Here is a 25,887-nt window from a genome sequence, read left to right on the forward strand (position 1 = left end):
CTATATTGAAACCATTGAATTTCTTGGCTTGTAATTTTTAGTCAAATCGGCAATTGCCTTAATATGTTCTGGTGTGGTTCCACAACAACCTCCGATAATGTTAACCAATCCTTTTTCTAGATATTCCTTAATCTGCGAAGCCATTTGCTCAGGTGTTTCATCGTATTCGCCAAAGGCATTTGGCAACCCCGCATTGGGATGCGCAGAGGTAAAAAAATCGGATTTTGCCGAAATTACCTCTAAGTGTGGAGTCAATTGCTTCGCCCCTAAGGCACAATTGAATCCCACAGAGAGTATAGGAATATGGGAAACTGAAATCAAAAAAGCCTCTGCGGTTTGTCCTGATAGTGTTCTCCCAGATGCATCCGTTATGGTACCACTTACCATTATGGGCACTTCTATACCCCGTTCATCCTTTACTTCTTCAATAGCAAATAAAGCGGCTTTGGCATTTAACGTGTCAAAAATGGTTTCCACCAATAAAATATCCGCTCCACCGTCAAGCAACGCTTCAACCTGTTGTTTATAGGCAATTCGTAACTCATCAAAACTTACAGCTCGAAAACCGGGATCATTTACGTCTGGTGAAAGACTTGCAGTTTTATTGGTAGGTCCAATACTACCGGCAACAAAACGAGGTTTCTGAGGTTCTTTAGCTGTAAACTCATTGGCAACTCTTTTCGCAATTTGAGCTGATTGGTAATTCAACTCGTACACCAATTCTTCCATGCCATAGTCTGCCATTGCAATCGTGGTACCAGAAAACGTATTGGTTTCAACGATATCAGCCCCTGCTGCAAAGTACTTTCTATGAACCTCGGCCAATGCCTTAGGTTGTGTCAAGGAAAGTAAATCGTTGTTCCCTTGTAAAGGTGAGGGCCAATCTTTGAATCGTTCCCCTCGGAAGTCCTCCTCCGAAAACTTATAGCGTTGTAGCATGGTACCCATAGCACCATCCAACACAAGTATTCTTTCCTTTAAAATTTCTTCAATCTTCGACATAAAAAAATGGTATTCTTTTTCGAGAACAATTTTCAGTAACTATCAAGTAAAAATGGAATACGGTATTCGATTTTGTTATCCTTCCCAATTTGATTGGGTAGAATTTAGCACCTTCTTAGATGCTGATAGACATCAGCACAGGCTAAGGGTTGCTAAGGTTTCAAAGGGTCTAATCCCTCCACCTTTCTTGATAACTTACATTGTTTAAATGAACTGGTTGCAAATTAACGGCGCAATACTTTCAAAACCAAAAAAACCTTCCATAAACAAAGTATTGGAAGGCTTTAGCGATGAACAAACTCGAATTAAATGATGCTTTGCACCACTTCTTTTTTAGCTTCTTTTTTAGATCCGTCAAACCCTTCTACCCCACCAACGGTGGTATATTTCATCACAAATCGTTTATCGGGATTAATAATCTGATATGCATATTGACACATGACTGCGGCTTCATGAAAACCAGAAAGGATTAACTTCAGTTTACCTTCATAGGTGTTTACGTCTCCTATCGCAAATACGCCTGGAATATTGGTTTGATAGTCTTTAGCGTTGTTAACCTTAATTGCATTTTTTTCAATCTCAAGGCCCCAATTTCCTAATGGACCCAATTTTGGGGAAAGGCCGAATAGGGGAATGAAATTATCAACCTCTAAATATGTTGGTTGCTTTTCTTCTTCAGAATGTTCAATGACCACAGCCTGCAATTCGTTTTGCCCATGCAGCTCTTTCACCTCAGCTTTGGTATACAACTTAATCTTTCCCAATTGCGCCAACTCTCTGGCCTTCTCAACTGAATCCAATGCCCCACGGAACTCGTTTCTTCTGTGCACCAACGACACTTCAGCCGCAACATCTGCCAAAAATATAGCCCAGTCCAATGCAGAATCACCACCGCCAGCTAAGACTACTTTTTTATTTCGATAAACCTCTGGGTCTTTTATGATATAGGAAACCCCTTTATCCTCAAATTTTGAAAGATTTTCCAATTGTGGTTTGCGAGGTTCGAAAGAACCGAGTCCACCTGCTATCACAACGACTTTGGCATGATGCTCCGTTCCCTTATTTGTGGTAACGATAAAAGAACCGTCGTCTTGTTTCTTTAAAGTCTCAGCACGTTCACCCAAGGTATAGCCTGCTTCAAAAGGTTTGATTTGTTCCAATAAGCGGTCCACGAGATCACCGGCCAATATCTCTGGATATGCCGGTATATCGTAAATCGGTTTTTTGGGATAAATCTCTGAGCATTGACCACCTGGTTGTGGCAAAGCATCAATCAAGTGGCATTTTAGTTTTAATAGTCCGGCTTCGAATACAGTGAACAATCCTGTTGGGCCCGCACCTATTATGAGTATATCTGTTTTAATCATTTTCTTGATTTTCATTTAAAAACCGTTCCAAAAACCCCACTATTAGGATCTACTAGATTGGTTCGATTCAACTTCAGCAAATTCTTTTGTGATTTGTACAATCCTATTTCGATGTCCTACTACTTCACCAATTACAATAATGGCAGGATTCGACAACTGCTGCTCCCTGACCTTGGCTTCAATGGTTGCAACAGTGCCAATTCCTATTTTCTCGTTTATTGTAGTTCCCTCTTGTATAATAGCGACCGGTGTTTCAGCTTTTCCTTCGGATTGGAACAATTGCATGATTTCATTCAATTTTGACATTCCCATCAAAATGACCACAGTTGCAGAAGACTTTGCCGCAAGTGCAACATCGCTTGGAATTTTGTGTTCTTTGGTCGTGCCGGTTATCACCCAAAAGCTCTCCGATGCTCCACGTTTGGTAACTGGAATATTTTGGTTAGCTGGTACCGAAATAGCTGATGTAATACCAGGAACATTGACTGTTTCTATTCCGCGTTCAGCTGCATATTCCATTTCTTCAGCACCTCGTCCGAACACAAAAGGATCACCTCCTTTTAACCGCACTACATGAAGACCTTGCCTAGCTCTCTGTACGATCAGTTCATTGATTTGTGCTTGCTGATAGTGATAACATCCTTTTCGTTTGCCAACAAAAATATGTTCGGCACCTGACGCGTATTCCAATAAATCAGCATCTACCAGCGCATCATATAGGACCACATCGGCAGACTGCAATGTTCTGATACCGCGAAGGGTAATTAAATCGACTGCCCCAGGACCAGCCCCAACTACTGTGAGTTTACCTTGATTAAGCATGTGCCAATTCTAATTTTCTATGCTGTTCGAGCTTGGCCAAGACCTCTTTGGCATTTTCCAAATACGATTTTGCAAAAGATTCTGTTGGCTCATTTTGATTTAATTGCAAAACAAGGTTTTCAAATCCACCTTGAAAATCAATACTACCATTCTCAACAAACAATCGGTCAAAGTCTTTAATAATGCTCGAATGTGTATTGGTTTTTACCTTTTCTGAGGTCAAAAGTGCCTTTGCGGAATTGACCATGGATTGGTAGGAATAATAAATGCTTGCGGCCCAATTTCTTTCGTGTAATGCCTCAATAGCGGCATCAATCTTCTCCTGGCTCTCGAAAAAAAGTGTGGCCACTAAATCAACGATTACACCAGCACATTCCCCAATGCCGATCTCCTTTTTATATTTCTCGGTGTTGCCCCAATCAATAAAATCCTCAGGTGTCAAATCCTCAACACTTGATAAGTGTTTCAAGAAATCATAGAAATAGTGCTCGCCTCTATCCGAATAATACTCATCAAACTTTTGACCGTTGCCATGGGCTTCGTAATCTTCCAAAATTAGACGCAACGCTTCTGGCCCACGTTTACTGGGAATCTTTACGACTTTGTCTGCAAAAGTACCTTTACCGCTACCATGGTTACCGCCTCCTAGCAATACTTGCAATGCAGGGGCCACCAGTTTGTCTTTGGTGCGGATACTCATGCCTTGAAATCCGATATGGGCCATATTATGCTGCCCACACGCATTCATACAACCACTGATTTTTATAACCACATCAGGGTTACTGATGTACTGTGGATATTCTTCCTTTATCAATTCTTCAAGTCTTTTGGCAATACCTGTACTACTCGCGATACCCAAATTACAGGTGTCCGTTCCAGGGCAAGCGGTAATATCCAGAGCCTTGTTATAACCGACTTCTACAAAACCCAATTTTTTCAATTCTTGATAGAAGAAGGGCAATAAGTCTTGCTTAACATGAGGAATAAGGATATTTTGTCGCAAAGAGAATCGCAGTTCGCCAGCTGCATATTTCCTAACTAATTGTGCTAATTCCCGGGCTTTATCCGTGTAAAAATCTCCTAGCAGAACTTTGATTCCTATTGCGACGTAGTTTTTTTGTTTTTGAGGAATGACGTTGGTAGATTTCCAAGTTTCAAATTCTTCAACATCTTGAATATGAACTTTTGGCGTCTGAAACTCATTTATAATTGGCTTTGGATAACCTTCAACGTTAATTGAATACGTTTTTACTGGTATTGCCATTTGCTCGGCTTGCAATAACTCCCTGAATCCATCCAACCCAATATCCTTCAACAAAAACTTCATGCGAGCTTTTGCCCTACTTTTACGCTCACCATAGCGGTCAAATACACGAATAACCCCTTCCATCAACGGAATTATTTTGTCAGTAGGAAGAAAATCGAACAACTCATCGGCATGTCGGGGCTGAGAGCCAAGACCTCCACCAAGCATTACTTTAAACCCCTTAATACCATGTTCAATTTTGGCAATAAAACCTAAATCGTGCATGTACGAAAGGCCGGTATCCGCATCAGTTGCAGAAAAGGAAACCTTGAATTTCCGTCCCATCTCTTGGCCAATAGGATTCCGTAGGAAATACTCGAATACCGCTTGGGCATAAGGCGAAACATCAAAGGGCTCATCAATATCAATACCAGCGGTCTCTGAGGCCGTCACATTTCGAACAGTGTTTCCGCAAGCTTCACGTAGCGTTACTTCATCCTTTTCCAATTGGGCCCACAATTCGGGCGTTCGCTCCAAATCGACATAATGGATTTGAATATCCTGTCGTGTGGTTATATGTAGACGACCTGTGGAAAATTCATCGGCCACATCGGCAATGCGCAACAACTGACGAGAGCTCACCTTACCGTAGGGAATCTTAATCCGAATCATTTGCACGCCCTGTTGACGTTGGCCGTAAACCCCTCTTGCCAAACGAAGACTACGAAACTTTTCTTCATCTATATTCCCATCATTGAATTGGCGAATCTTTTGTTCCAACTCAATAATATCCTTCGCTACTACTGGATTCTCTATCTCTGTTCTAAAACTCTGCATGATGAATATTAGCTTCGTTCGTTAAAATTATTCTTTAATTTATTTATCCTATCGATTTTATAGATTTTAAACAAAATCGGATAGGTATTTTAAATTTTAAAAGTTCCCACGGCCGGTAAAATTCTCAAATCCCTGCCGTGGGTAACAAAAGATGAACTTATTCTATAAACCCTACACCAGCTGTTGTATTTGATTGTGAATCAATCAAAATAAACGAACCATTTGTTCTATGATTTTTGAAAGAATCATAAAAAATAGGCTTGTTCAACCGAAAGGATACTTTGGCAATATCGTTCATACCCAGACCGTCAATACCCTCTTCGGTACCAGAGTAATCTGGGTTTATTTTATGGTGGATAGCGTCCACTTTGGCCAATACCTTGTTTACTCCATGTTGAATAACATATTTCGCACCAGGAGTCATTTTTTTGGAATCCATCCATGAAACAGTCGCGGTAAATTGCTTTTCAATGGTTGGCAAATCATCTACCTTGACCAACATATCTCCCCTACTTACGTTAATCTCGTCCTCTAAAGTGATGGTAACCGATGTTCTGCGGGAAGCAGTTTCATACTTTTTATCATAAAAGTAGATTTCCTTGATTCGTGAGCGCGTTTGTGAAGGCAAGGCCACAACTTCATCACCGACGTTCAATTCTCCCCCATACACTTTACCAGCGAAACCCCTAAAATCATGGTGTTCGTCCGTTTTTGGTCGTACAACATATTGAACAGGAAAACGCGGTGTACCCGTATTGTAGATATCTTGTAAATCAAGCTCCTCTAAATGTTCTAACAAGGTCTGCCCTGTGTACCAAGGTGTATTTTCTGAAGTATTCACCACATTATCGCCTTTTAACGCACTTACTGGAATAAAGGTGATTTTTTGGTCTTGATAATCCCTTTTGGCCATTAATTCCTCAAAATCCGCCTTGATTTCATTAAACCGGTTTTCTGAAAAATCAACCAAATCCATTTTATTAATGGCTACAATCACATCTTTTACCCGAAGTAAATTGTTGATGAAAAAGTGTCTATTAGTTTGCTCGATTACACCTTTTCTGGCATCTATTAGTATAATGGCCGCTTGCGAGGTTGACGCCCCCGTTACCATGTTTCTTGTGTATTCCACATGCCCAGGGGTATCGGCTATAATGTAACTTTTTGAGGCTGTTGAAAAATAGATATGGGCCACATCTATGGTAATACCCTGTTCCCGTTCTGCTACCAAACCATCGGTCGCCAACGAAAAATCAAGGTAGTCGTAGCCCCTTTGCTTACTGGTTTTTTCAATGGCCTCCAATTTATCGGTTGTCAACGATTTGGTATCGTATAACAAGCGTCCAATCAAGGTACTTTTACCATCATCAACACTACCTGCCGTTGCAATCTTTAATACTTTCATGTCTATATTTTGGATTCCCACTTTCATTTCGACTTCACTCAAAGGCCAGCGGGAATAACAATTCAAATTAATCTAGAAATATCCTTGTTGTTTACGCTTTTCCATTGCGGCTTCAGACCGTTTATCATCAATTCTTGCACCTCGTTCAGAAATCTTTGAAGTTCTAATCTCAGCCACGACCTTTTCTATGGTATCCGCCTCAGATTCAACCGCGGCCGTACATGACATATCACCAACCGTTCTGAATCTGACCGTGCGCTCTTCGACTTCTTCCTCCTCATCGCGGAATACAACACCATCCTCTGCTGACCAAATCAATCCGTCTCGAACGAATGTGTCACGTTTGTGAGCGAAATAAATTGATGGAATTTCGATGGATTCTTTCTCAATGTAGCTCCATACATCGAGTTCCGTCCAATTGCTTATCGGAAAAACTCGCACATTCTGCCCCAATTCTATTTGTCCGTTAAGCATATCAAACAACTCAGGGCGTTGGTTCTTTTCATCCCATTGTCCAAAGTCATCACGAACAGAAAAGATTCGCTCTTTGGCCCTTGCTTTTTCCTCATCTCGACGAGCACCTCCAATACAAGCGTCAAATTTGAATTCTTCTATTGCATCTAACAATGTGGTAGTTTGCAGCATATTTCGACTGGCATAACGACCTGTTTCTTCCTTTACCTTTCCTTGGTCAATTGAGTCTTGCACATTTCGCACAATCAACTCCAAGCCCAAGTCCTGGACCAATTGGTCGCGAAATTCAATGGTCTCTGGAAAATTGTGACCTGTGTCTATATGCATTAAGGGGAAAGGTATCTTAGCTGGCCAGAATGCCTTTTGGGCCAAGCGCACCAATGTGATGGAGTCCTTTCCGCCAGAAAATAGCAATACAGGTCTTTCGAACTGTGCTGCCACCTCCCTGAAAATATAGATGGCCTCACTTTCAAGCGCATTGGTCACTTCAGCAGTTGATGCCTTTATTTTTTCTAAAACTTGTAATTCTAATGTTTCCAAAATCAATTCTAGGTTTTATTTAATTGGTTAGGCGTGAAGCCCACATTCTCGGTTTGCCAACACTTTCGTCGGGTCAAAATACTTGTGTTCGTTTGGCAGTTTATATTGCTCCAAATACTCGTCCAATTCTTTATCGGACCAATAGTAAAATGGACTTACTTTCAAAACTCCATTTTTGTCCAAACTCAAAATATCCAAGGAATCACGATGTGCCGTTTGCCCCTTTCTCAAATTTGTAAACCAAACATCCGGTTGGTGTTCGGCCATGGCACGTTGAAAAGGTTCCAACTTTACTTGTTCGGTAAACACCTGGTGTAATGGGTCATCAATATCAGGAATACCCATAACCACATCTCTATGGGCAGAAGTCTGTGCAGGAACGTAGAGCTGAATGTTCAATCCCAGTCTTGATATCAATTCTTCGGCATGTTTATATGTCTGTGGTGTATTATAACCAGTATCGCACCAGATGACTGGTATATCAGGGCTTACATCTGCAACCGCGTGAAGAATAGCAACCTCATACGGACGAAAATTGGTAGTGACCACAGGCTTTGCTCCGTGTTGCACCGCCCAAGCAATAATTTCTTGTGGCGGTATGCCCTTTAGCTGTGCGTTCCATTTTGGTAATTGATCTTCTGACATTTTTGTTCGTTTTCTGTTATTTACCCCAGCTTATATTGTTCCAAATACGCTCATGAAAAAAGTACAGTACCATTTTTGTAACCAGTTCAACTAGGCCAATTGAAAAGGCCATGGTCAATGTTCCTGTAATTATCCATGAAATGATTATGGTATCTAAAGTACCTATGACACGCCAGCTGATTGATTTTGCAATACTTCGCGCCGGGGATTCTGAATTTTTATCTTTTGTAAAGGAATTTTTATCCTTTTTGGTGTTAAAAACAAGTTGGTCCGTCAACATAATTTATTATCCTATCGATTTAGTAGGAATTACAAACATAGACCATTTATTACTTTCTATTCGTTAAAACCGATACAAATTTTAATTTACCCTATAGTTTTAATAGATTACTAACAAAACATAGTTAAGATTTTGAATTTGTTAAGGTCATACAGAAGAATTTATGAAATCAAGTCCGCTAAGGTGGTATTGCGATAGACCTCTAAGTTGGCATCACGGACTTTAAGCATCAAATCATGAACGGAACAGGCTTCCTCGTCAGGGCAGTCATCACATTTCTCATAGAAGTTCAGGCTTACACAGGGTACCATGGCAATTGGACCTTCTAAAATGCGCATTACCGCGGTCATCGGTATGTCTTGTGGCTCTTTGATCAAATAGTACCCCCCACCCTTTCCTTTTTTAGACCCTAAAAATCCATTTCTACGTAAAGTCAACAAGATACTTTCCAAAAACTTTTGTGAGATGTTCTCACTATCGGCAATTTCAGCAATCTGAATGGGTTCCCGGCTTTCGCGAGTTGCAAGAAAGGTCAAGGCCTTTAAGCCATATTTGGTTTTCTTGGAGAGCATCTCACGAATATAGCGAAAAATGGAAGTCCTTTCTTTTTAGTGGAACAATCTAAAATCGTGCACTTTTGAAAAAATACATTAGTTTTCTTCTTTACTTAATATATGGATGGGATACAATCCTAGATTTGCAGAACAACAGTTGATTGGGTTTTAAACGCCATCTCAATAGTATAATCCTTGAAAAAACTCAAAAAAATAATCCGCCGTATGCTGCTATACATAGTCATACTTATTGCCACATTGGTGTTAGTCTATATCCTTTTTGTGAATTTTTACCCTTCATTCGGTGGGGATGTCAATCCGGAAAGACAGGCACTGTATGAAACCTCAAAACAGTTCGGCGACGGTAAGTTTTTAAACACAAAAAAGGAAATTCCTGAAGCGGCCAGTTTCTCTAAAATGCTTTCGATAAGTCGAAAATTCTTCTTTGAAAAGGTTGAAAATGGTAGACCAAACGACGACCTGGCCATCCAAAAAATAGATTCCACCACTATCACTTCTTTTCAAAAAGGAACCCGTCTCGTGTGGTTCGGACATTCCGCTTTCTTATTACAAATGGATGGCACGACCATATTGATTGACCCCATGCTAGGTAAGGTCCCTGCTCCGACAAATTGGATGGGTGCCAATCGTTTCAACATAGAATTGCCAATTACCATTGAACAGCTTCCGAAAATTGACGCTGTCGTTATCTCCCATGACCATTATGATCATTTGGATTATGAATCCATAAAAAAGTTGAAAACCAAAGTAGAACACTTTTTTGTTCCTTTAGGGGTAGGAGTTCATTTAGAGGCTTGGGATGTTGACCCCAATTCAATCACCGAAATGGATTGGTGGCAAGAAACCTCTTATAAAAACATTCAATTGGCCTGTACTCCTGCCCAACACTTTTCGGGTCGGAAATTTTCAAATGGGCAAAGTACGTTATGGAGTTCTTGGGTAATCAAATCAAATAGCACTTCGCTTTTTTTCAGTGGGGATAGTGGCTATGCTCCGCATTTCAAGGCCATTGGCGAGAAATATGGTCCTTTTGATTTTGCGATGATGGAATGTGGTCAATACAACAAAATGTGGCCGGATATTCATATGTTCCCCGAAGAAACAGCTCAAGCAGGAATTGACGTAAAAGCAAAAGCGCTCATGCCCATTCATTGGGGGGGCTTCAAACTCGCATTACATTCGTGGACAGACCCAATTGAACGGGTATCCAAAAAAGCGGCAACACTAAATTTACCATTGGTTACGCCAAAGATTGGAGAACCCATTTTAGTGGATGAACTACCCAAACCCAATTCGGCCTGGTGGAAAACATTATAACTATGAGCGACAAGAAAAAAGTAGTCATCGCAGGAGCAAGTGGTATGATTGGGCAATTGGTTTTAGAGCAATGCCTATCCTCAAATGAGGTTACTGAGATGATTTCTTTGGTTAGAAAGACAACCGAAACCAAAAATCCGAAGCTTAAGGAAGTGGTTATAGAAAATTTTGCAGACTACTCAGGACAAGACGATACCTTCAAAAATGTGGATACCGCATTTTTCTGTATTGGAGTGTATACCGGTCAAGTACCTGATAAAAAGTTTAAAGAAATCACGGTTGATTATGCGGTAGCTTTTGCAGAAGCAGTCAAAACAGCTAATCCTAAAGCTACGCTCTGTCTGCTAAGTGGTGCCGGAGCAGACCGTTCGGAGAAAAGTCGTACCTCATTTGCCAAATACAAGGGCATGGCAGAAAACCAAATTTCAAGTCTAGGACTCAATTTTTATACGTTCCGTCCAGCATATATTTACCCCGTGCCCCCAAGAAAGGAACCGAATTTAATGTACCGGATTTCGAGAATACTATATCCTCTAATTCGTTTGATGGGTCCGAATGGAAGCATAAAATCAACAGAACTGGCCTCAGCAATGTTCAAGGTCGGATTAAATGGTGCGGATACAGAAATACTCGAAAACAAAACAATATTAGAATTCTCATGAGAACATTTGCCTTCTTTCTAATACTTGGTTTGGCTTTCACAACAAGTGGAAGGTCACAGGAAACCATAATTCCGCTTTGGCCAAACGAGGTTCCGTTGCGCATAGAAGCCGATGAAACTGAAATTCAAGAAAAGGGTGATATTTTAAAAATCAGTAAGGTTCAAGTTCCTGAAATAGAAGTATACCTGCCGAGTAAAGCGAACGCTACCGGACAGGGTGTTCTTATTTTTCCTGGAGGAGGCTATCATATTTTAGCCTATGACTGGGAGGGTAGGGATATTGCAAAAATGCTGAATACCAAAGGCATTGCAGGAATTGTAGTTAAAAATCGATTGCCTACCTCAGCTTCGCTTGAAAAAAACCACTTGGCTCCTCTAGTTGACGCACAAAGGGCACTTAGGCTGGTCAAATCGATGGCCAAAGATTTTAATTTAGACACAGATAAGATTGGTATTATCGGTTTTTCTGCCGGAGGCCATTTAACCGCAAGTTTAGGAGCGCATTATGATAAAGAGTTGATTGCGCCTGTTGATGAAATTGATTTGACAAAAGCAAAACCTAATTTCATAGCACTCGTATATCCAGTCATTCAATTTGGAGCAGCATCAACCCATATGGGTTCGCAAACCGCATTATTAGGAGAAAATCCAACTCAAGAATGGATAGACTTCTTTTCACTTGAACAACAGGTGCGAGATGACCATGCACCAACAATTTTATTCCATTCAACAGATGACACTGCAGTACCGGTAGAAAATAGTTTATCACTATACAATGCGCTGCGACAAAAAAATGTTCCTTCGGCATTGCACATATTTCCGCATGGTGGTCATGGTTTTGGTCTGGCGCCAGAAATACCCTTGGTCAATGCATGGCCAAAGCTTTTAACAGATTGGATACGAAGTCTGTGAATTAAAGTTTAAATACCTTGGGACTATTTTTGCTTAGGTCGAAACACCTTCATCTCTTCGGGGTTGGTCTCGATATAGGGTCCTTCAATTAAATCAATGCAATACGGTATTGCAGGAAAAACCACTTCTAAACACTCTTTGATTGATTTAGGTTTGCCTGGCAAATTGACTATTAACGACTTCCCGCGAATTCCAGCAGTCTGTCTAGAAAGGATTGCCGTGGGTACATATTGTAGACTTGTCTGACGCATCAGTTCCCCAAAACCAGGAAGCATTTTCTCGCAAACCGCTTCAGTGGCTTCAGGAGTTACATCGCGTACCGCTGGGCCAGTACCTCCGGTGGTCACAATCAGGGAACAGCCTTTTTCATCCGCCATTTGTGTCATTGCTGCTTCCAACTGGTCCTGCTCATCTGGTATGACAGCATACTCCGCTTCCCACTCACTGGTCAACCATAAGTCCATCAATCTTTTAACTTCTTTACCAGGTAAATCTTCGTATTCCCCGCGACTGGCACGGTCAGAAACGTTGATGATACCAATTTTCACTTTTCCCAAATTCCCTTTTGTTTAAAATATCGCTATGGTCGCAAAATTAAAATAATAGTGGTCTATCAATTGTAAATATTTTTCTTGTTGTTATAATTCACTTTGGTAAAATTGAGTTTGGGTAAACCTCAGGACTAATTTTTTGTAACTTCCAGAACATTCAATAAAATATGGCAACATACACTCTAAACATCAACGGTCAGTCTCGAGAGGTGGAGGCCGACCCAGCAACCCCAGTACTTTGGGTATTGCGTGACAACTTACAATTGGTCGGAACAAAATTTGGTTGCGGTATTGCCCAATGTGGCGCGTGCACCGTACACCTTAATGACAATGCAGTGCGTTCATGCCAACTACCAGTTTCAGCTGTTGGCGAACAAGAAATCACCACCATAGAAGGGCTATCGGAAAATGGCGACCATCCTGTTCAAAAAGCATGGCTCGAAACCGATGTGTATCAGTGTGGGTATTGCCAGGCCGGTCAAATTATGACTGCCTCTGCCCTATTAAAGAAAAATCCGAACCCAACGGATGCTGAAATCGAAAACGCCATGCACGGCAATATTTGCCGTTGTGGTACCTATTCCCGTATTAAGAAAGCGGTGAAGATGGCCGCAAACAGTGAATCGTAATCCAACCCCAAAAAGCACGAAAATGACACTTGTAAAAACACAAATTGGAAGAAGGGCCTTCATCAAAAACACGAGTCTGGCCGGGGGCGGATTGGTATTGGGATTCAACCTCTTGAATTCATGCAAACCAAAAGTAGCCGAGGCCGTAGCCGTTGAAATTGAAATGCCCAAAGAATGGTATGAAATCAATGGGTATTTAAAAATTGGTGATAATGGTGTGGTGACCATTATGTCTCCAAATCCAGAAATAGGACAAAACGTACGTACCTCAATGCCAATGATATTGGCTGATGAACTCGAAGTAGATTGGAAAGATGTTATCGTAGAGCAAGCGCCTCTTAATACCGATTTATACAGCTGGCAAGTTGCGGGTGGTAGCCGTTCCATTGCCAATTCATGGGAACCCTTGCGTACTGCAGGGGCAACTGCGCGCCATATGCTGAAAGAGGCGGCGGCAGCTGCTTGGCAGGTACCAGTTGGTGAAATCACCGCTGTTGCCGGAGTTTTAAGCCATGAAGCTTCTGGTAAAACCGCTGGATATGGTGAAATGGCTTCGGCGGCTTCGCAATTGGAAGTACCCGAAGAAGTACAATTGAAGGAACAGTCGGAATTTTCGATTATTGGCACCTCACGAAAAAATGTAGATGGAAAGAAAATCGTTACTGGACAACCATTGTTCGGTATTGATGTGCAGCGTGAAGGTATGTTATTGGCAACCTTGGCCCATGCACCGGCATTCGGTATGAAACTGAAATCGTTTGATGCCGAAGAAGCCAAACAAATGCCCGGTATTCGTGATATCTTTTCAATGAAAGTCTATAAAGAAGATTTTCAGCGCGGGGCATTCCACCATACCGCTTTTAATGAAGTTATCGCAGTAGTAGGTGAAACGACTTGGCAAGTGATGCAAGCCAAAAAAGCCTTGAAGGTAGAATGGGAAGAAGCCCCAGACACTTCGCTTACTATGGGATTCTTGGGTCGCGAAATAACTGTCAATCATCCTGCTGGGGCTGAAAACTCAGATACCCACAATGCGAAAATGCAAGAATTGATGGGCCGCAAAGGTAGAGTGGCCCGAAGGGATGGAAATCCTGAGGCAGCATTTGCAAATGCCGCAACCATAGTCGAACGAAGCTATAGCTGTCCGTTCTTGGCGCACAATACTATGGAGCCCATGAACTTCTTTGCCCATGTAACCGAAGACCATGCGGAGCTATTGGGTCCCACGCAAACTCCTGAATGGATGGAACCTGCAATAGCAGAGCGATTAGGTCTTCCCTTGGAAAAGGTTGACATTCAGATGACTAGACAAGGGGGAGGTTTTGGCCGTCGTCTCTACGGTCATTTTATGGTGGAAGCAGCTATCATTTCACAACGAATGAAAGCTCCGGTCAAACTGCAATACAATCGTGAAGACGATATGTCACAAGGTATGTATCGCCCTTCATATTACGCTACCTATCGTGCAGCACTTGACGAGAACAACAATTTGGTTGGCTTTCATGTGAAAACGGGTGGTGTACCTGAAAGTCCATTATTTGCCAATCGTTTTCCAGCAGGGGCCATCGACAATTATTTAGCGGAAGATTTTACCATTGATTCCAATATTACAACCGGGGCGTTCAGAGCACCTCGTTCAAATTTTATCGCCGGTGCGGAACAATCGTTTTTAGATGAAGTAGCCGAAGCGATGGGCAAAGACCCAATTGATTTTAGGTTGAAATTGTTGAAACGTGCTGAAGAAAATCCTGTTGGAGATGCAGAAGGAAACGATTACGATGCAGCCCGTTATGCAGGAGTTCTGGAATTGGTGCGTGAGAAAACCAATTGGGGTCAAAGTATGGAAGGTGTACACCGCGGTGTTTCAGCCTATTTCTGTCATAACAGTTATGTAGCACAAGTACTTGATATGGTCATGGAAAATGGTCAACCTACCGTTCAAAAAGTAACCTCGGCGATAGATTGTGGAATTGTAATTAATCCGGATGCTGCCTCGAATATGGCTGAAGGTGGAGTGGTCGATGGAATTGGTCATGCAATGTACAGTGCATTGACATTTAAAGATGGCTCACCAGAACAAACCAATTTTGACAAATACCGATTAATTCGTCATAAGGAAGCACCCAAAGAAATTGAGACCCATTTTGTGGATAATGGTATTGACCCAACGGGTATGGGAGAACCACCTTTTCCTCCAGTAATGGGTGCATTGGCCAACGCCTTATATAAAGCTACTGGCAGACGGTATTATCATCAGCCGTTTATAACAGATAGGCCACCTTTAGTAGGGTAATTAGCGAAGGCTATTTTTGGATGCCATAGCGCAATTATTGAGCCAGATAAGTGCGAAATGTAGTACCCCAGGCGTTATTCTGGGTTGTATTATTCGGTTGACCTTCGTCGGTTAGTAAGGCACTATTGTCTTCACTGTTTTGGTTCCAAAGCCAAGCCATGGTGGTAGTTTGTGTAGTATGTACCGCATTCAGAAAATGCTGTACAGGCATGACATCACCAACATTTTGAATACCTACCTCACCAAAAAGAATTGGTATCTCCGCATCGGTTAATCGCTGAATTCTATCAGTAACACTGGTTTGGTTGCTATTTTCCAACCATTTTTCATAGGCATGCAAATCATAGATGATTGCACTGTTTGCATTTGAAAATTGGGCGGCCTTTTCTAAGAGTACGGTTTCTGCCTGACCTTGTTCGTTTCCTGGCACCACAATAATATTGTCAAAACCATCAACCGTTCTTAGGTTTGCAACCATCTCGCTCATATCGGCATACCAAAGGTCATGGTCGTATCCATTTTCATTATTCCAGTGATAAGGCTCATTCCATACTTCCAACCAAACATCATCTTGTCCTTTGAAATACATAGCGATATTTTGCATCTTAACTTTGTAATCTTCAAAAAATTCTTGTGCTGATGGATTCAAACCAGTAAAAAGGGTGCGCTCACCAGTTTCATTGACCCATCCAAACGGACATAAAATGGTAATCTTGTTGTTCGCTCGGTTCTGCTCCACTATTTTTTTGAGGGAATGGTACCATACGCCATCCGAAGCTAAAATGGCATCACCTTCGATAGGTTGCTCCCTTAGATTTCCAATAAATTCTCGTACAATTTCAACCTTCCATTCATTCATTATAGCAGCCTCTGTCAAACCATACGTCTGTAGGGCATTAACTCCTTTAAAGTGAACAGGGTTTCCATTCAACAAAATTTGAGCACCTTGAATTTTGAATGAATTGGAAGTGTTTTCAGTATCAGGTTGTTCAATAACAACCCCAATTTCATCTGAAGTTTTTGAACATGCCACAAGTAAAATGAAGCACAGGTAGGTTATAAGATTTGGTTTCATATCAGATAAAACTGACAAAAAGCCCTTCTATTATGTTGTTGACAAGAAATTAGCCGAAATTGGTTCAAGAAAGTGCCTGGGCTACATCTTTGATGATATCATCTATATGCTCTAAACCAACTGAGACCCGAACGGTACCATCCGTTATGCCGACTTTTAATCGTTCTTCTTCTGACAATTTGCTATGGGTAGTAGAAGCTGGATGGGTAACAATGCTTCGTGAATCCCCTAAATTTGCGGAAAGTGAAAGCAGCTTTATGCTATCAAAGAATTTTCGACCCGCCTCTAATCCACCCTTGATTTCAAAGGAAACCACACAACCCCCTGCTTTCATTTGCTTTTTAGCAATGTCATAATTGGTGTGTGATTTTAAAAAGGGGTATTTCACCCAATTCACGTTTGGGTGACTTTCTAAATAGGTAGCGAGCTTCAAGGCGTTTTCACAGTGCCGGTCTACCCGAATTGCCAAGGTTTCTAAACTTTTAGAAAGCACCCATGCATTAAAAGGAGATAAGGCCGGACCCGTAATTCGTGAAAAACGGTAGATTTTTTCAATTAATTCGGCAGTACCGACCGTGATACCCGCCAAGACCCTTCCTTGACCATCCATCAACTTGGTTCCGGAATGAATGACCAAATCAGCTCCGAACTTGATGGGCTGTTGCAAATAAGGGGAAGCAAAACAATTATCAACAATGAAAATTATGTTGTGTTTTTTTGCAATAGCACCTATGAATTCCAAGTCCAACACATCAACTCCCGGATTGGTTGGGGATTCAGCGTAAATTACCTTGGTATTTGATTGAATTTTTGATTCCAATTCCTCTAATCGAGAACCTTCAAAAAAAGAGGTTTCAATATTCCATTTTGGAAAATAGGTGGTATATAAACTATGTGTTGACCCAAAAACGCTACGCGATGATAGGATGTGGTCTCCACTATCAAGTAATGCCGCAAAAGTTGAAAAAACCGCCGCCATTCCTGAGGCAAATGCAAAGCCTGCTTCGGCGCCTTCCATATGGCAAACCTTACTAACGAACTCAGAATTATTCGGATTTGAGTAACGGGAATAAATATTGCGTTCCTTTTCTTCAGCAAAGGACGAACGCATATCTTCTGCATCTTCGAAAACATAACTAGAGGTCAAGAAAAGAGGTGACGAATGCTCTAGGTATTGGGTTCGCTCCAATTGGTTTCTAATGGCCTGTGTTTCAAATTTCTTCTCTTCCATTTTTAGATTGGTGCCTGAGCGTAGTCGAAGGCACTAGTTTTTACTTTCCTTAAATAATCGGTAATGTGTTTCATTCTGACATTCTGCCAAACTTGGCAAGTTTTCCAGATTCCCATTAATCAAAGCTTCTTTTTTAGATCTTGACCAACCTTGAATTTGTTTTTCTCTTTCAAATGCCGAAGCGATATTTAAATACTCCTCAACATAAACCAGTTTAACTGGTAGCCTCTTCCTAGTATGATTTGCTCCCCTACCATCTTGATGTTGTTCAATTCTTTTATCTAAATCGACTGTACTTCCGGTATAGTAAGTACCATCTGAACACTCCAAAATGTAAACATAGCCTTTCATAATTTTATTAAGTCTCAAGGTCATTTCGACTTCGCTCAATGACCGACAAGTTCAATTTTCAACAGCTAAATAAAGTCGAAGCTATCACTTTTCTGCTATTCTTAAAATATCACCAAAAACTCCACGTGCCGTAACTGCTGCACCAGCCCCAGCACCTTGAATAACCAAAGGTTTTTCACCATAGGAATCCGTATAAATCTCAATGATGGAATCAGAGCCTTTTACTTGACCAAGTGCACTGCTTTTTGGTACGGAAACCAACTTAACATCCAACAACCCTTTATCTTGCTGTAGGTCTCCATGTAAATCACCAATATAGCGAAGCACATGACCCGGTTTTTGTTGTGCCTTGATTTCTTTAAATTTTGCATCTAACGTTTGTACTTTTGAAATGAATTCTTCTTTGCTGATAACTTCCAATTCTGGTGGAATCAAATTTTCAATTGAAATGTCGTTGAATTCATTATGCAAGTCCAGTTCACGTGCCAATATCAATAACTTTCGGCCGACGTCATTACCCGATAAATCTTCCCTTGGGTCCGGTTCGGTAAATCCCTTTTCCATTGCTTCCAAAACCACCTTAGAAAAAAGAACATCCTGTTCTGAATAGCTATTGAAAATATAGCTTAAAGACCCTGAAAATACCCCTTTGATTCGGGTGATATTTTCCCCAGAGAGATGTAATAGCTTAATCGTGTCAATTAAAGGCAAACCTGCACCCACATTGGTTTCGTACAAATATTGTTTTTGGTTTTGACGTAATGCGTTTCGAATATCATCGTAAAAATCATATCCTAAGGTATTTGCAATTTTATTTGAGGAAACCAAATCGAAACCTGCATTTATAAATTTGGGATAGTGTTTAACAAACTCTCCACTTGCGGTATTATCAACTGCTATCAAATTCTCTAGATGGTTGGCCTGGGCAAAATCAATGATATCTTGAAGTTCATATGCTTTACCTGATTGCTCCAATTCTTTTTTCCAACTATTTCCAACACCCTCTTTTGAAAGTAGTACCTTTTTTGAGTTGGCGATGGCAAAAACATTTAAACTAATATCCTTTCTATTCTCGATTTCGGCCTTTGATTCAAATAGTTGGTCCAAAAGTGTTCCACCAACCAAACCATGACCAAAAATGGCCAGATTTACTTTTTTCGAGATTCCGAACAATTGGCCATGAACTACATTTAAAGCTTTATTCAAATCATTCTTGTGCAACACCAAACTCACATTCCTACCTGAGAATGTATTATTGAAAAGTAAGGGGGTAATCTTATTCTTTATTAAGGCGCTATATGGCTTGTGAAATGAACTCAAGTCCTCTCCAACAATAGAAATTACCGCCACATCTTTTTCAATCTTGATGGCACTAACGTCTTTGGAGGTATAATCAATCGCAAATTCATCCCGTAGTGCATTTTTAGCATCTTCTGCTCTATCTGCATTGACCAAAAGCCCAATGCCACGTTCCGACGAGCCTTGCGAAATGATTCCAACATTAATATTTCGCTTGCCCAAGCTATTAAAGATTCGTGCATCAACACCTATCTTACCCAAAAGTCCCCTACCCTCAAGATTAACCAAGGCTTGGTCTTCAATAACCGAAATTGATTTAATGCCTCCGTTATTAGACTTGGCACTAATTAAAGTTCCTTGGGATTCTGGATTGAAGGTATTCATTATCCGCAAAGGAATATTTTTCTCCAACAACGGAATAATAGTCTTTGCATGTAAGATGGAAGCTCCAAAATTGGCCAATTCATTGGCTTCGCTATACGTAAGGTTTTCAATTATCTGTGCATCATTGACGAGGTCAGGATTTGCCGTATAAATGCCATTGACGTGGGTATAATTTAGCAGTTCTTCGGCATCTAAATAATTCGCCAATAGTGCTGCAGAATAATTGCTTCCATTTCTACCCAAGGTGGTGGTTTCACCTACTTCGTTAGATGCAATAAATCCGGTAACAATGGGAACCTGACCATTTTGGTACTTTTCAAATTCTTGAATGGTCTTGGTCTTTGAGACCCCTTCTACTATTTCTGCGTTACCATAATCGTCATTTGTTGTAAATAGTATGCGCGTGTCTACAGGTATAGCATTTACACCAATTGCAGCCAAGGATTCCGAAACATATCGATGGCTAATTAATTCACCAAGGGCAAGAATTGCATCCTTGGTTTTTAAACTGTAATCCCCAATCAAGGCAATACCTTCCAATTTCTGTTTCAGCAAATCCAGTTCACTTGAAATATCGAATTGGTCAAGACCCTCTTTTTGATAGGTCTCAAAGGTTTTAAGTTCTTCGGTATAGTTCTTAGCGTCGGCAGCGAGTTCCAATAAGGCTTCTAATTGGTCCGTTGATTTTCCCCTTGCGGATAAAACACATGCAATACGTTCCCCTTGCTTCTTTTTTTCGGCTATAATCGAAATAACATTTTTAATCCCCTCACCATTGGCCAAGGACTTACCGCCAAATTTTAAAATCTTCCAGAGCTTTTGTGAATCGTCTTTGGGAAACACATCCTTGAGAAGGTTCTCTAATTGATGAAACTCCATTAAAAATGCATCATGCCCGTGCACAGATTGCACCTCACCATAGGTTACATTTTGATTGGTCTGTGCTATGCGACGATAGGTTTCCTTATTCTCTTCTGCCGTAAAAAACAAATCGGAATTCACCCCAATGATGTGAATTTTGACCGAACTGTTTTGTAATTTTTTGAACCCTTCGTCCCCATTGCGGGTCACGTCTATGGTCTTCAGCAATTGATTCATCAGTTTATATGCCGACAATTGAAAACGCTCTTGCAGCTTTTGCCCATGGTGCATCAACCAACTTTCTACATTAAAAACATTCAGCTCTTCATTAGTACTACGCTGAAAGCGCTCTTTGAACGACTCCGGGGTACGATAGCACAACATAGCATGCATACGAGCATCGTTTACAGGCTCTTTTGAATTGTTCAATATTTGCTCCTGAATCTGACAATTTGCAATAAGCCAATCAGTTGATTTCCAATCTGAGGCTACAGGAATAAGATGCTCGGTAATTTCAGGTTTATACACCGCCATTTCCCAAGCAATGCCACCACCAAGGGAACCCCCAATAATGGCAAAAAGGGTATCAATTTCAAGTAAGGCCAATCCTTCAAGAAAAATTCTGGCGATATCTCCGGCAACATAATCCTTATAGTTGTCAATTAGGAAACCATCATATCCGTTGCCTGGAATATTGAAGGCCAGCACCGTAAATTTTCTGGTATCGATACTTTTTCCGTCCCCAATCAAATCGGACCACCAGCCTTTTTCACCGGCTACATCTGAATTACCGGTCAAGGCATGGTTCACCAGTACAATTGGGGCTGATTTCAAGGGTTGTCCGAATACCTCGTATGACAATTTAATGTCTTGGGTATGGCCACTAAGCGTGGAAAATTGTTTGAGTTCTAAAGTTGGGAGCATTCCTTCAAAATAACTACTTCTCCCTCGGGAGAAGGTTGGGATGAGGGGTTAATATCCCCTCACCTTAATCCTCTCCCCAAGGAGAGGAAACCTATTCATTTATTTTTAGTAAATATTCAAGTGCAGTCCAGAACCTTTTAAGACATCTAGACTGCACTTGATGTGACATTGACTTATGCTAAAACTGATTTGTCGATTGCAGCAAAGGCTGCTTCTAAATCTGATTTTAAATCTTCAATATCCTCAAGGCCCACAGAAAGTCGAATCAAATCTTGTGATACACCTGTACTTAATTGTTCTTCTTCAGATAACTGTTGGTGGGTAGTACTGGCAGGATGTATAATCAATGATTTCGTATCTCCGATATTCGCCAATAAAGAGAAAACTTTGGTTGCATCTGTCAACTGTTTCGCTGCTTCAAAACCGCCTTTAACCCCAAAAGTCACCAAACCACTTTGGCCTTTTGGAAGGTATTCATCAGCTAGTGCCTTGTATTTGCTGGATTCCAAACCAGGATAATTTACCCAAGCCACCTCATCTCTATCTTGCAACCACTTGGCCAGGGCCAACGCATTAGCGCTATGCTGTTTGATACGAACATCCAAGGTTTCCAATCCTTGAATAATTTGGAAGGCATTAAAAGGACTTAAAGCACCACCGAAATCACGTAAACCTTCTAAAATCAATTTAAATGTAAATGCTGCTGCTCCCAAAGCTTCGTGATATACCAAACCATGGTATCCTGCAGAAGGTTCGGTAAACTCTGGGAATTTACCATTGGCCCAATCAAAAGTACCTGCATCGATAATAGCCCCACCAAGTGCAGTTCCATTACCATTGATATATTTTGTCAATGAATGAATGACCAAATTAGCTCCATGTTCAATTGGGTTCAATAATCCTGGTGTAGCTACCGTATTATCTACAATAAAAGGAACTTTTGCTACTTTGGCCTGTGCTGAGATTCCTTTTAAATCCAACACATCCAATTTGGGATTACCTAGGGATTCCACAAAAATGGCTCGGGTATTTTCTTGAACGGCTTTACCAAAATTTTCTGGGTCTTCAGGATCGACAAAAGTGGTGGTAATACCAAGTCTCGGTAAGGTTACATTCAACAAATTGAAGGTACCGCCATAAAGACTGCTCGATGCTACAATATGATCACCTGTTCGTAACAAGGTCAGTAAACTGGTTGAAATTGCTGAAGTACCGGAGGCAAAAACTACGGCACCTACCCCACCTTCAATTGCAGCGAGACGTTCTTGCAAAATCTGGTTGGTCGGATTGTTCAATCGCGTGTAAATAAAACCCAGCTCGGCCAATGAAAATAAATTGGCCGCATGGTCGGTGTTGTTAAAAACATACGAAGTGGATTGAAAAATAGGAACAGCCCTTGTTCCACTGGTTTGACTTACGTCGTGCCCTGCATGTAGGGCGTTTGTTGCTTTAGAAAAATTTTGATCGCTCATGTTTCTGTTTTTAAAGAGTTAAGCCCTTCGACTACGCTCAGGGCACAATACTAAAAAACACGAAGTCCGCCTAAGGTGGACATAATCAAAAAGTTATAAGAAAGAGAATATCGAAAAATTCGATGATTGCTATCTTTTCCCAATGGGATAGAATTTAGCACCTTCTCGCAGACGAGGGTTGCTAAGGCTTCGTAGGGTCTATTCCCTCCACCTTTCTTGATAACTATTCAATACGTGTTTGAACTTATTGGGACAAATATAAAGGCAGGCAACTGTAATATCCTAATGATTTGGAAAAAATTCACAAAAACCTAGTGATTTTATGGGATAATGAAAAAAGTAGTCTAAATCGCAGGTTCGGCAATCTTATCCCCTTTCTTACTCAATTCTTGAACAAAATCTATTTTCTCTAGCTTCACATAAACATTCTTGTGGTAAGGTGTTTTCGCCAAAGGATCACAATCTTCGGTTGATGTCAAAACGTTTACCAAGGCACCCATTGTTTTCTCATCATGACCAGGGTACGTAAATCCATAGCCGTGGGGCATAGAAAGCATGCCCTGGGGAACCTCATCTGTCAACCAAACTTGAATTTTCAAATGGCCTGTCCTTGAAGTAAGCTGCACCCAATCGCGATTTTCAACACCAAATTCTTTGGCATCTTCTGGGTTTATTTTTAAAACACCCTCCACATCATTCTTGCGCCATTCGGGATTTCGAAACAGCGCATTACCATTATATTGCCGACGCTCACCGGCCAGTAAGGTGAATGGATACTTTTTTGGTCTTTTCGCTTCTTCTTTGGATTCGGGAAGTTTATCCAACCAGTTCAGCATTTCAGGAATTTCTAAATGAATTTTTTTGTCTTTATGCCGCACAAGTTCCCAGCTTTCCTCATAGGTATGTTTGCTTATTATTAAACCAGATTTACTTTCCAAAATCTTTTTAAAGAGGTTTTCTCCTAGGGCATAACCCTTGCCCTTAAACCCAGCCCGTTGAACTTGTTTCTGATATTTGGTTACAAAAATGTGGGAGGCAACCCAAACGAAAGCAGCAGCTGCTGCTCTTTTGAAGGGCAATGCTTTGGCTAGGGTTTCTTTTAATATAAGTAATTGATATTTCTTCCATTTGGGTTTGAACTTGAGGGTAACTGCCAAGGCCATTGGTAAAATTTTTAAGTTGGGCATCATTCTGTCCAATCGGGCCATAAAGGCCAAAACCGGAAAAGAATTAGGCAGCTCACCCATTGCCGTAACCAACCGATGGTAAATTTCAGGTTCGTCCAAAGTGTTAGGCAAAGGGGTGCTGATAGGATGACGGAGATGGAAGAAATTATTCGGAAATTCCAAATTGAAAAAGGTAGCCTCCATTTTTTCAAATTGGGATTGTGCGGGCAAGACATAATCTACCTCTTGGGCTGTTTCGGTCATGGCAACATCTATAACAACCGAAAGGTCAAGCTTTTTCATAGCTTCTCGTTGCGCGTTCGTATTGGCATAAGTTGCGACGGGATTAGCACTATCCACAATCAAAGCGCGAATTCTTTTAGGATGGTCGGTGTCTATTTCCAAAGGCAAAATATTGGGTGGAAACAACTTACCTATACCCTTCATACCTGTAACTTGGGTCACGGGTCCACCCTCTTCAGGTTCCTTGGAATGACCGACTAATGGGAAAAATAAATTGTGAAGGCAATTTGTACCCTCCCTTCCAAAATGGCCGGTAATTAGAAAAAGTAACCTGACCAGATAGCTATTGAGCGTACTGTTGTGGCTTTGCTCGATTCCAAGGTCTGAGCGCACAGCAAAGGTTTTTGCCTTTGCAATTCCTTCGCAAACTTCCTTGATTTGCTCCAGGGAAATACCACTACTTTCGGCGTAGATTTTTAAGGGGATATTTTCAAAATGTGGCTTTATTTTATCAAAACCGACGGTATGCTTTGCGATGAATTCTTTGTCTTCCAAGCCATTCTGAATAATATAACCTAACATGGCCGAAAGCAAAAAGGCATCTTTGCCCGATTTGACCTGTAAAAAAATATCCGCTTTTTTAGCTGTATCGGTTCGTCTTGGATCAACAACCACTAGGGTCTTATTTTGGTTTTTGGAAACCTCATTGATAACCGGTCTTGCTTTGGGAAAACCATGGGCCTGAATAGGATTGGCACCTATAATAAAAACATATTCAGCCTCGCCAACGGCCTCACAATAATTTGTATTCTGCCGACCGAACAAATAGCCATTGACCCAAAAATTGCCTGTCTTTTCTTGCGCCAATGAGGCATACAAATAGGGTGTTTCACAGGCATTTCTAAGCATGGCACCATAAACACCGCCCATATGGTTTCCTTGGGCACCTCCACCTGCATAGGCTATACTGGTGCCACCATAATTATTACGTATGTGAACCAACTTATCCGCAATTTCTTGAATTGCAACGTCCCAAGTAATTTCCTGATAAGAACCGTCTTTTGTTCTTTTTAAAGGACTTGTCAATCGCGACTGCTTTTGATAATAATTAAGCCTTGTGGCTTTTTGACATATATACCCTTTGGAGGTCGGATGGGATTTATCACCCTCGATTTTTGTAAAATTGCCATCAGCGTCTTGGTGGACCAAGATTCCACAATTGACATTACAAATGATACAGGCGGTTTGCTGAATATTTTCTGACATCCTAAGGGGAAATTTTGAGTTAGGTTATCCCTTAAAGATAGGCAGAAATCTTGGTGAAT

At 41.0% G+C, this 25,887-nt stretch carries 21 protein-coding genes and 2 riboswitches; of the genes, 5 read left to right on the forward strand and 16 right to left on the reverse strand.

From position 1 onward, the window contains the following. From HCU67_RS00975 to HCU67_RS01015, 9 genes are all read right to left on the reverse strand, one after another. Positions 1–1,002, reverse strand: a complete 1,002-nt coding sequence (locus HCU67_RS00975) for a homocysteine S-methyltransferase family protein (protein ID WP_168550744.1) — start codon at positions 1,000–1,002, stop codon at positions 1–3. A gap of 72 nt (positions 1,003–1,074) precedes the next feature. Continuing rightward, positions 1,075–1,199: riboswitch (SAM riboswitch) on the reverse strand. A gap of 108 nt (positions 1,200–1,307) precedes the next feature. Then, the gene (locus HCU67_RS00980) at positions 1,308–2,369 is read right to left on the reverse strand and encodes an NAD(P)/FAD-dependent oxidoreductase (RefSeq protein ID WP_168550745.1); all 1,062 of its coding nucleotides are present in this window, start codon (positions 2,367–2,369) and stop codon (positions 1,308–1,310) included. Between the two features lie 42 nt (positions 2,370–2,411). After that, a complete protein-coding gene (cobA, locus tag HCU67_RS00985) occupies positions 2,412–3,191 on the reverse strand; it encodes a uroporphyrinogen-III C-methyltransferase (RefSeq protein WP_168550746.1) in 780 nt (259 codons plus the stop codon). Next, positions 3,184–5,274, reverse strand: a complete 2,091-nt coding sequence (locus HCU67_RS00990; RefSeq protein WP_168550747.1) for a HEPN domain-containing protein — start codon at positions 5,272–5,274, stop codon at positions 3,184–3,186. The genes cobA and HCU67_RS00990 overlap by 8 nt, the downstream gene beginning before the upstream one ends. 157 nt (positions 5,275–5,431) lie before the next feature. Then, positions 5,432–6,679: a sulfate adenylyltransferase subunit 1 gene (locus HCU67_RS00995; protein WP_168550748.1), complete on the reverse strand. Its 1,248-nt coding sequence runs from the start codon at positions 6,677–6,679 to the stop codon at positions 5,432–5,434. 72 nt (positions 6,680–6,751) lie between these two features. Then, a complete protein-coding gene (gene cysD, locus HCU67_RS01000; protein ID WP_210423595.1) occupies positions 6,752–7,693 on the reverse strand; it encodes a sulfate adenylyltransferase subunit CysD in 942 nt (313 codons plus the stop codon). Between the two features lie 27 nt (positions 7,694–7,720). After that, the gene (locus tag HCU67_RS01005) at positions 7,721–8,338 is read right to left on the reverse strand and encodes a phosphoadenosine phosphosulfate reductase domain-containing protein (RefSeq protein WP_168550749.1); all 618 of its coding nucleotides are present in this window, start codon (positions 8,336–8,338) and stop codon (positions 7,721–7,723) included. Between the two features lie 16 nt (positions 8,339–8,354). Then, entirely contained in the window at positions 8,355–8,618 is a 264-nt protein-coding gene (locus HCU67_RS01010; RefSeq protein ID WP_168550750.1) for a DUF2061 domain-containing protein, read from the reverse strand. A 161-nt stretch (positions 8,619–8,779) separates the two neighbouring features. Then, positions 8,780–9,190: an RrF2 family transcriptional regulator gene (locus HCU67_RS01015; RefSeq protein WP_168550751.1), complete on the reverse strand. Its 411-nt coding sequence runs from the start codon at positions 9,188–9,190 to the stop codon at positions 8,780–8,782. A 207-nt stretch (positions 9,191–9,397) separates the two neighbouring features. On the opposite strand from HCU67_RS01015, the gene HCU67_RS01020 reads away from it, so the two are divergent. The 3 genes from HCU67_RS01020 to HCU67_RS01030 are packed head-to-tail and all read left to right on the forward strand — an operon-like array spanning position 9,398 to position 12,083. After that, positions 9,398–10,510 (forward strand): MBL fold metallo-hydrolase, encoded by a 1,113-nt coding sequence (locus tag HCU67_RS01020; RefSeq protein ID WP_168550752.1) that lies wholly within the window; start codon positions 9,398–9,400, stop codon positions 10,508–10,510. 2 nt (positions 10,511–10,512) lie between these two features. Then, positions 10,513–11,172, forward strand: coding sequence for an NAD(P)H-binding protein (locus tag HCU67_RS01025; RefSeq protein ID WP_168550753.1), 660 nt, complete (start codon positions 10,513–10,515; stop codon positions 11,170–11,172). Then, positions 11,169–12,083, forward strand: coding sequence for an alpha/beta hydrolase (locus HCU67_RS01030; RefSeq protein ID WP_168550754.1), 915 nt, complete (start codon positions 11,169–11,171; stop codon positions 12,081–12,083). The genes HCU67_RS01025 and HCU67_RS01030 overlap by 4 nt, the downstream gene beginning before the upstream one ends. Positions 12,084–12,106: 23 nt before the next feature. Here HCU67_RS01030 and mog read toward each other — a convergent pair whose 3' ends face one another. After that, positions 12,107–12,631 carry a molybdopterin adenylyltransferase gene (gene mog, locus HCU67_RS01035; RefSeq protein WP_345890695.1) on the reverse strand — a complete coding sequence of 175 codons (525 nt, stop codon included), beginning with the start codon at positions 12,629–12,631 and terminating at the stop codon, positions 12,107–12,109. 170 nt (positions 12,632–12,801) lie between these two features. Here mog and HCU67_RS01040 point away from each other — a divergent pair, with 170 nt between their 5' ends. Both HCU67_RS01040 and HCU67_RS01045 read left to right on the forward strand, forming a co-directional pair. Continuing rightward, entirely contained in the window at positions 12,802–13,263 is a 462-nt protein-coding gene (locus HCU67_RS01040) for a (2Fe-2S)-binding protein (RefSeq protein WP_168550756.1), read from the forward strand. A gap of 22 nt (positions 13,264–13,285) precedes the next feature. Beyond that, complete coding sequence (locus HCU67_RS01045; RefSeq protein WP_168550757.1) at positions 13,286–15,556, forward strand: xanthine dehydrogenase family protein molybdopterin-binding subunit; 2,271 nt, start codon at positions 13,286–13,288, stop codon at positions 15,554–15,556. Between the two features lie 34 nt (positions 15,557–15,590). On the opposite strand, the gene HCU67_RS01050 is transcribed toward HCU67_RS01045, so the two are convergent. The 6 genes from HCU67_RS01050 to HCU67_RS01075 form a co-directional block, all read right to left on the reverse strand. Next, complete coding sequence (locus HCU67_RS01050; protein WP_168550758.1) at positions 15,591–16,631, reverse strand: glycoside hydrolase family 5 protein; 1,041 nt, start codon at positions 16,629–16,631, stop codon at positions 15,591–15,593. Between the two features lie 64 nt (positions 16,632–16,695). Continuing rightward, positions 16,696–17,862 (reverse strand): trans-sulfuration enzyme family protein, encoded by a 1,167-nt coding sequence (locus HCU67_RS01055; protein WP_168550759.1) that lies wholly within the window; start codon positions 17,860–17,862, stop codon positions 16,696–16,698. Between the two features lie 33 nt (positions 17,863–17,895). After that, positions 17,896–18,252, reverse strand: a complete 357-nt coding sequence (locus HCU67_RS01060; RefSeq protein WP_345890682.1) for a GIY-YIG nuclease family protein — start codon at positions 18,250–18,252, stop codon at positions 17,896–17,898. Between the two features lie 45 nt (positions 18,253–18,297). Continuing rightward, positions 18,298–21,681, reverse strand: coding sequence for a bifunctional aspartate kinase/homoserine dehydrogenase I (gene thrA, locus HCU67_RS01065; protein ID WP_168550761.1), 3,384 nt, complete (start codon positions 21,679–21,681; stop codon positions 18,298–18,300). A 173-nt stretch (positions 21,682–21,854) separates the two neighbouring features. Continuing rightward, positions 21,855–23,153, reverse strand: coding sequence for an O-acetylhomoserine aminocarboxypropyltransferase/cysteine synthase family protein (locus tag HCU67_RS01070; RefSeq protein ID WP_168550762.1), 1,299 nt, complete (start codon positions 23,151–23,153; stop codon positions 21,855–21,857). Positions 23,154–23,279: 126 nt separating this feature from the next. Next, a riboswitch (SAM riboswitch) is annotated at positions 23,280–23,379 on the reverse strand. Positions 23,380–23,497: 118 nt separating this feature from the next. Continuing rightward, complete coding sequence (locus HCU67_RS01075; protein WP_168550763.1) at positions 23,498–25,828, reverse strand: molybdopterin-dependent oxidoreductase; 2,331 nt, start codon at positions 25,826–25,828, stop codon at positions 23,498–23,500. Positions 25,829–25,887 lie beyond the last annotated feature (59 nt).

It is taken from the genome of Croceivirga thetidis (genome assembly GCF_012272815.1).
Lineage (GTDB): Bacteria > Bacteroidota > Bacteroidia > Flavobacteriales > Flavobacteriaceae > Croceivirga > Croceivirga thetidis.

Bases quoted from the DNA above. Each gene is read 5' to 3' on its own strand.
- HCU67_RS01040 (WP_168550756.1), top strand. From the start codon at position 12,802: ATGGCAACATACACTCTAAACATCAACGGTCAGTCTCGAGAGGTGGAG.
- HCU67_RS01055 (WP_168550759.1), bottom strand. From the start codon at position 17,862: ATGGAAGAGAAGAAATTTGAAACACAGGCCATTAGAAACCAATTGGAG.
- HCU67_RS00980 (WP_168550745.1), bottom strand. From the start codon at position 2,369: ATGATTAAAACAGATATACTCATAATAGGTGCGGGCCCAACAGGATTG.
- HCU67_RS01030 (WP_168550754.1), top strand. From the start codon at position 11,169: ATGAGAACATTTGCCTTCTTTCTAATACTTGGTTTGGCTTTCACAACA.
- HCU67_RS01005 (WP_168550749.1), bottom strand. From the start codon at position 8,338: ATGTCAGAAGATCAATTACCAAAATGGAACGCACAGCTAAAGGGCATA.
- HCU67_RS01015 (WP_168550751.1), bottom strand. From the start codon at position 9,190: ATGCTCTCCAAGAAAACCAAATATGGCTTAAAGGCCTTGACCTTTCTT.
- HCU67_RS00975 (WP_168550744.1), bottom strand. From the start codon at position 1,002: ATGTCGAAGATTGAAGAAATTTTAAAGGAAAGAATACTTGTGTTGGAT.
- HCU67_RS01025 (WP_168550753.1), top strand. From the start codon at position 10,513: ATGAGCGACAAGAAAAAAGTAGTCATCGCAGGAGCAAGTGGTATGATT.
- HCU67_RS01070 (WP_168550762.1), bottom strand. From the start codon at position 23,153: ATGAGCGATCAAAATTTTTCTAAAGCAACAAACGCCCTACATGCAGGG.
- HCU67_RS00990 (WP_168550747.1), bottom strand. From the start codon at position 5,274: ATGCAGAGTTTTAGAACAGAGATAGAGAATCCAGTAGTAGCGAAGGAT.
- HCU67_RS01010 (WP_168550750.1), bottom strand. From the start codon at position 8,618: ATGTTGACGGACCAACTTGTTTTTAACACCAAAAAGGATAAAAATTCC.
- HCU67_RS01075 (WP_168550763.1), bottom strand. From the start codon at position 25,828: ATGTCAGAAAATATTCAGCAAACCGCCTGTATCATTTGTAATGTCAAT.
- thrA (WP_168550761.1), bottom strand. From the start codon at position 21,681: ATGCTCCCAACTTTAGAACTCAAACAATTTTCCACGCTTAGTGGCCAT.
- cobA (WP_168550746.1), bottom strand. From the start codon at position 3,191: ATGCTTAATCAAGGTAAACTCACAGTAGTTGGGGCTGGTCCTGGGGCA.
- HCU67_RS01020 (WP_168550752.1), top strand. From the start codon at position 9,398: ATGCTGCTATACATAGTCATACTTATTGCCACATTGGTGTTAGTCTAT.
- HCU67_RS01045 (WP_168550757.1), top strand. From the start codon at position 13,286: ATGACACTTGTAAAAACACAAATTGGAAGAAGGGCCTTCATCAAAAAC.
- HCU67_RS00995 (WP_168550748.1), bottom strand. From the start codon at position 6,679: ATGAAAGTATTAAAGATTGCAACGGCAGGTAGTGTTGATGATGGTAAA.
- HCU67_RS01050 (WP_168550758.1), bottom strand. From the start codon at position 16,631: ATGAAACCAAATCTTATAACCTACCTGTGCTTCATTTTACTTGTGGCA.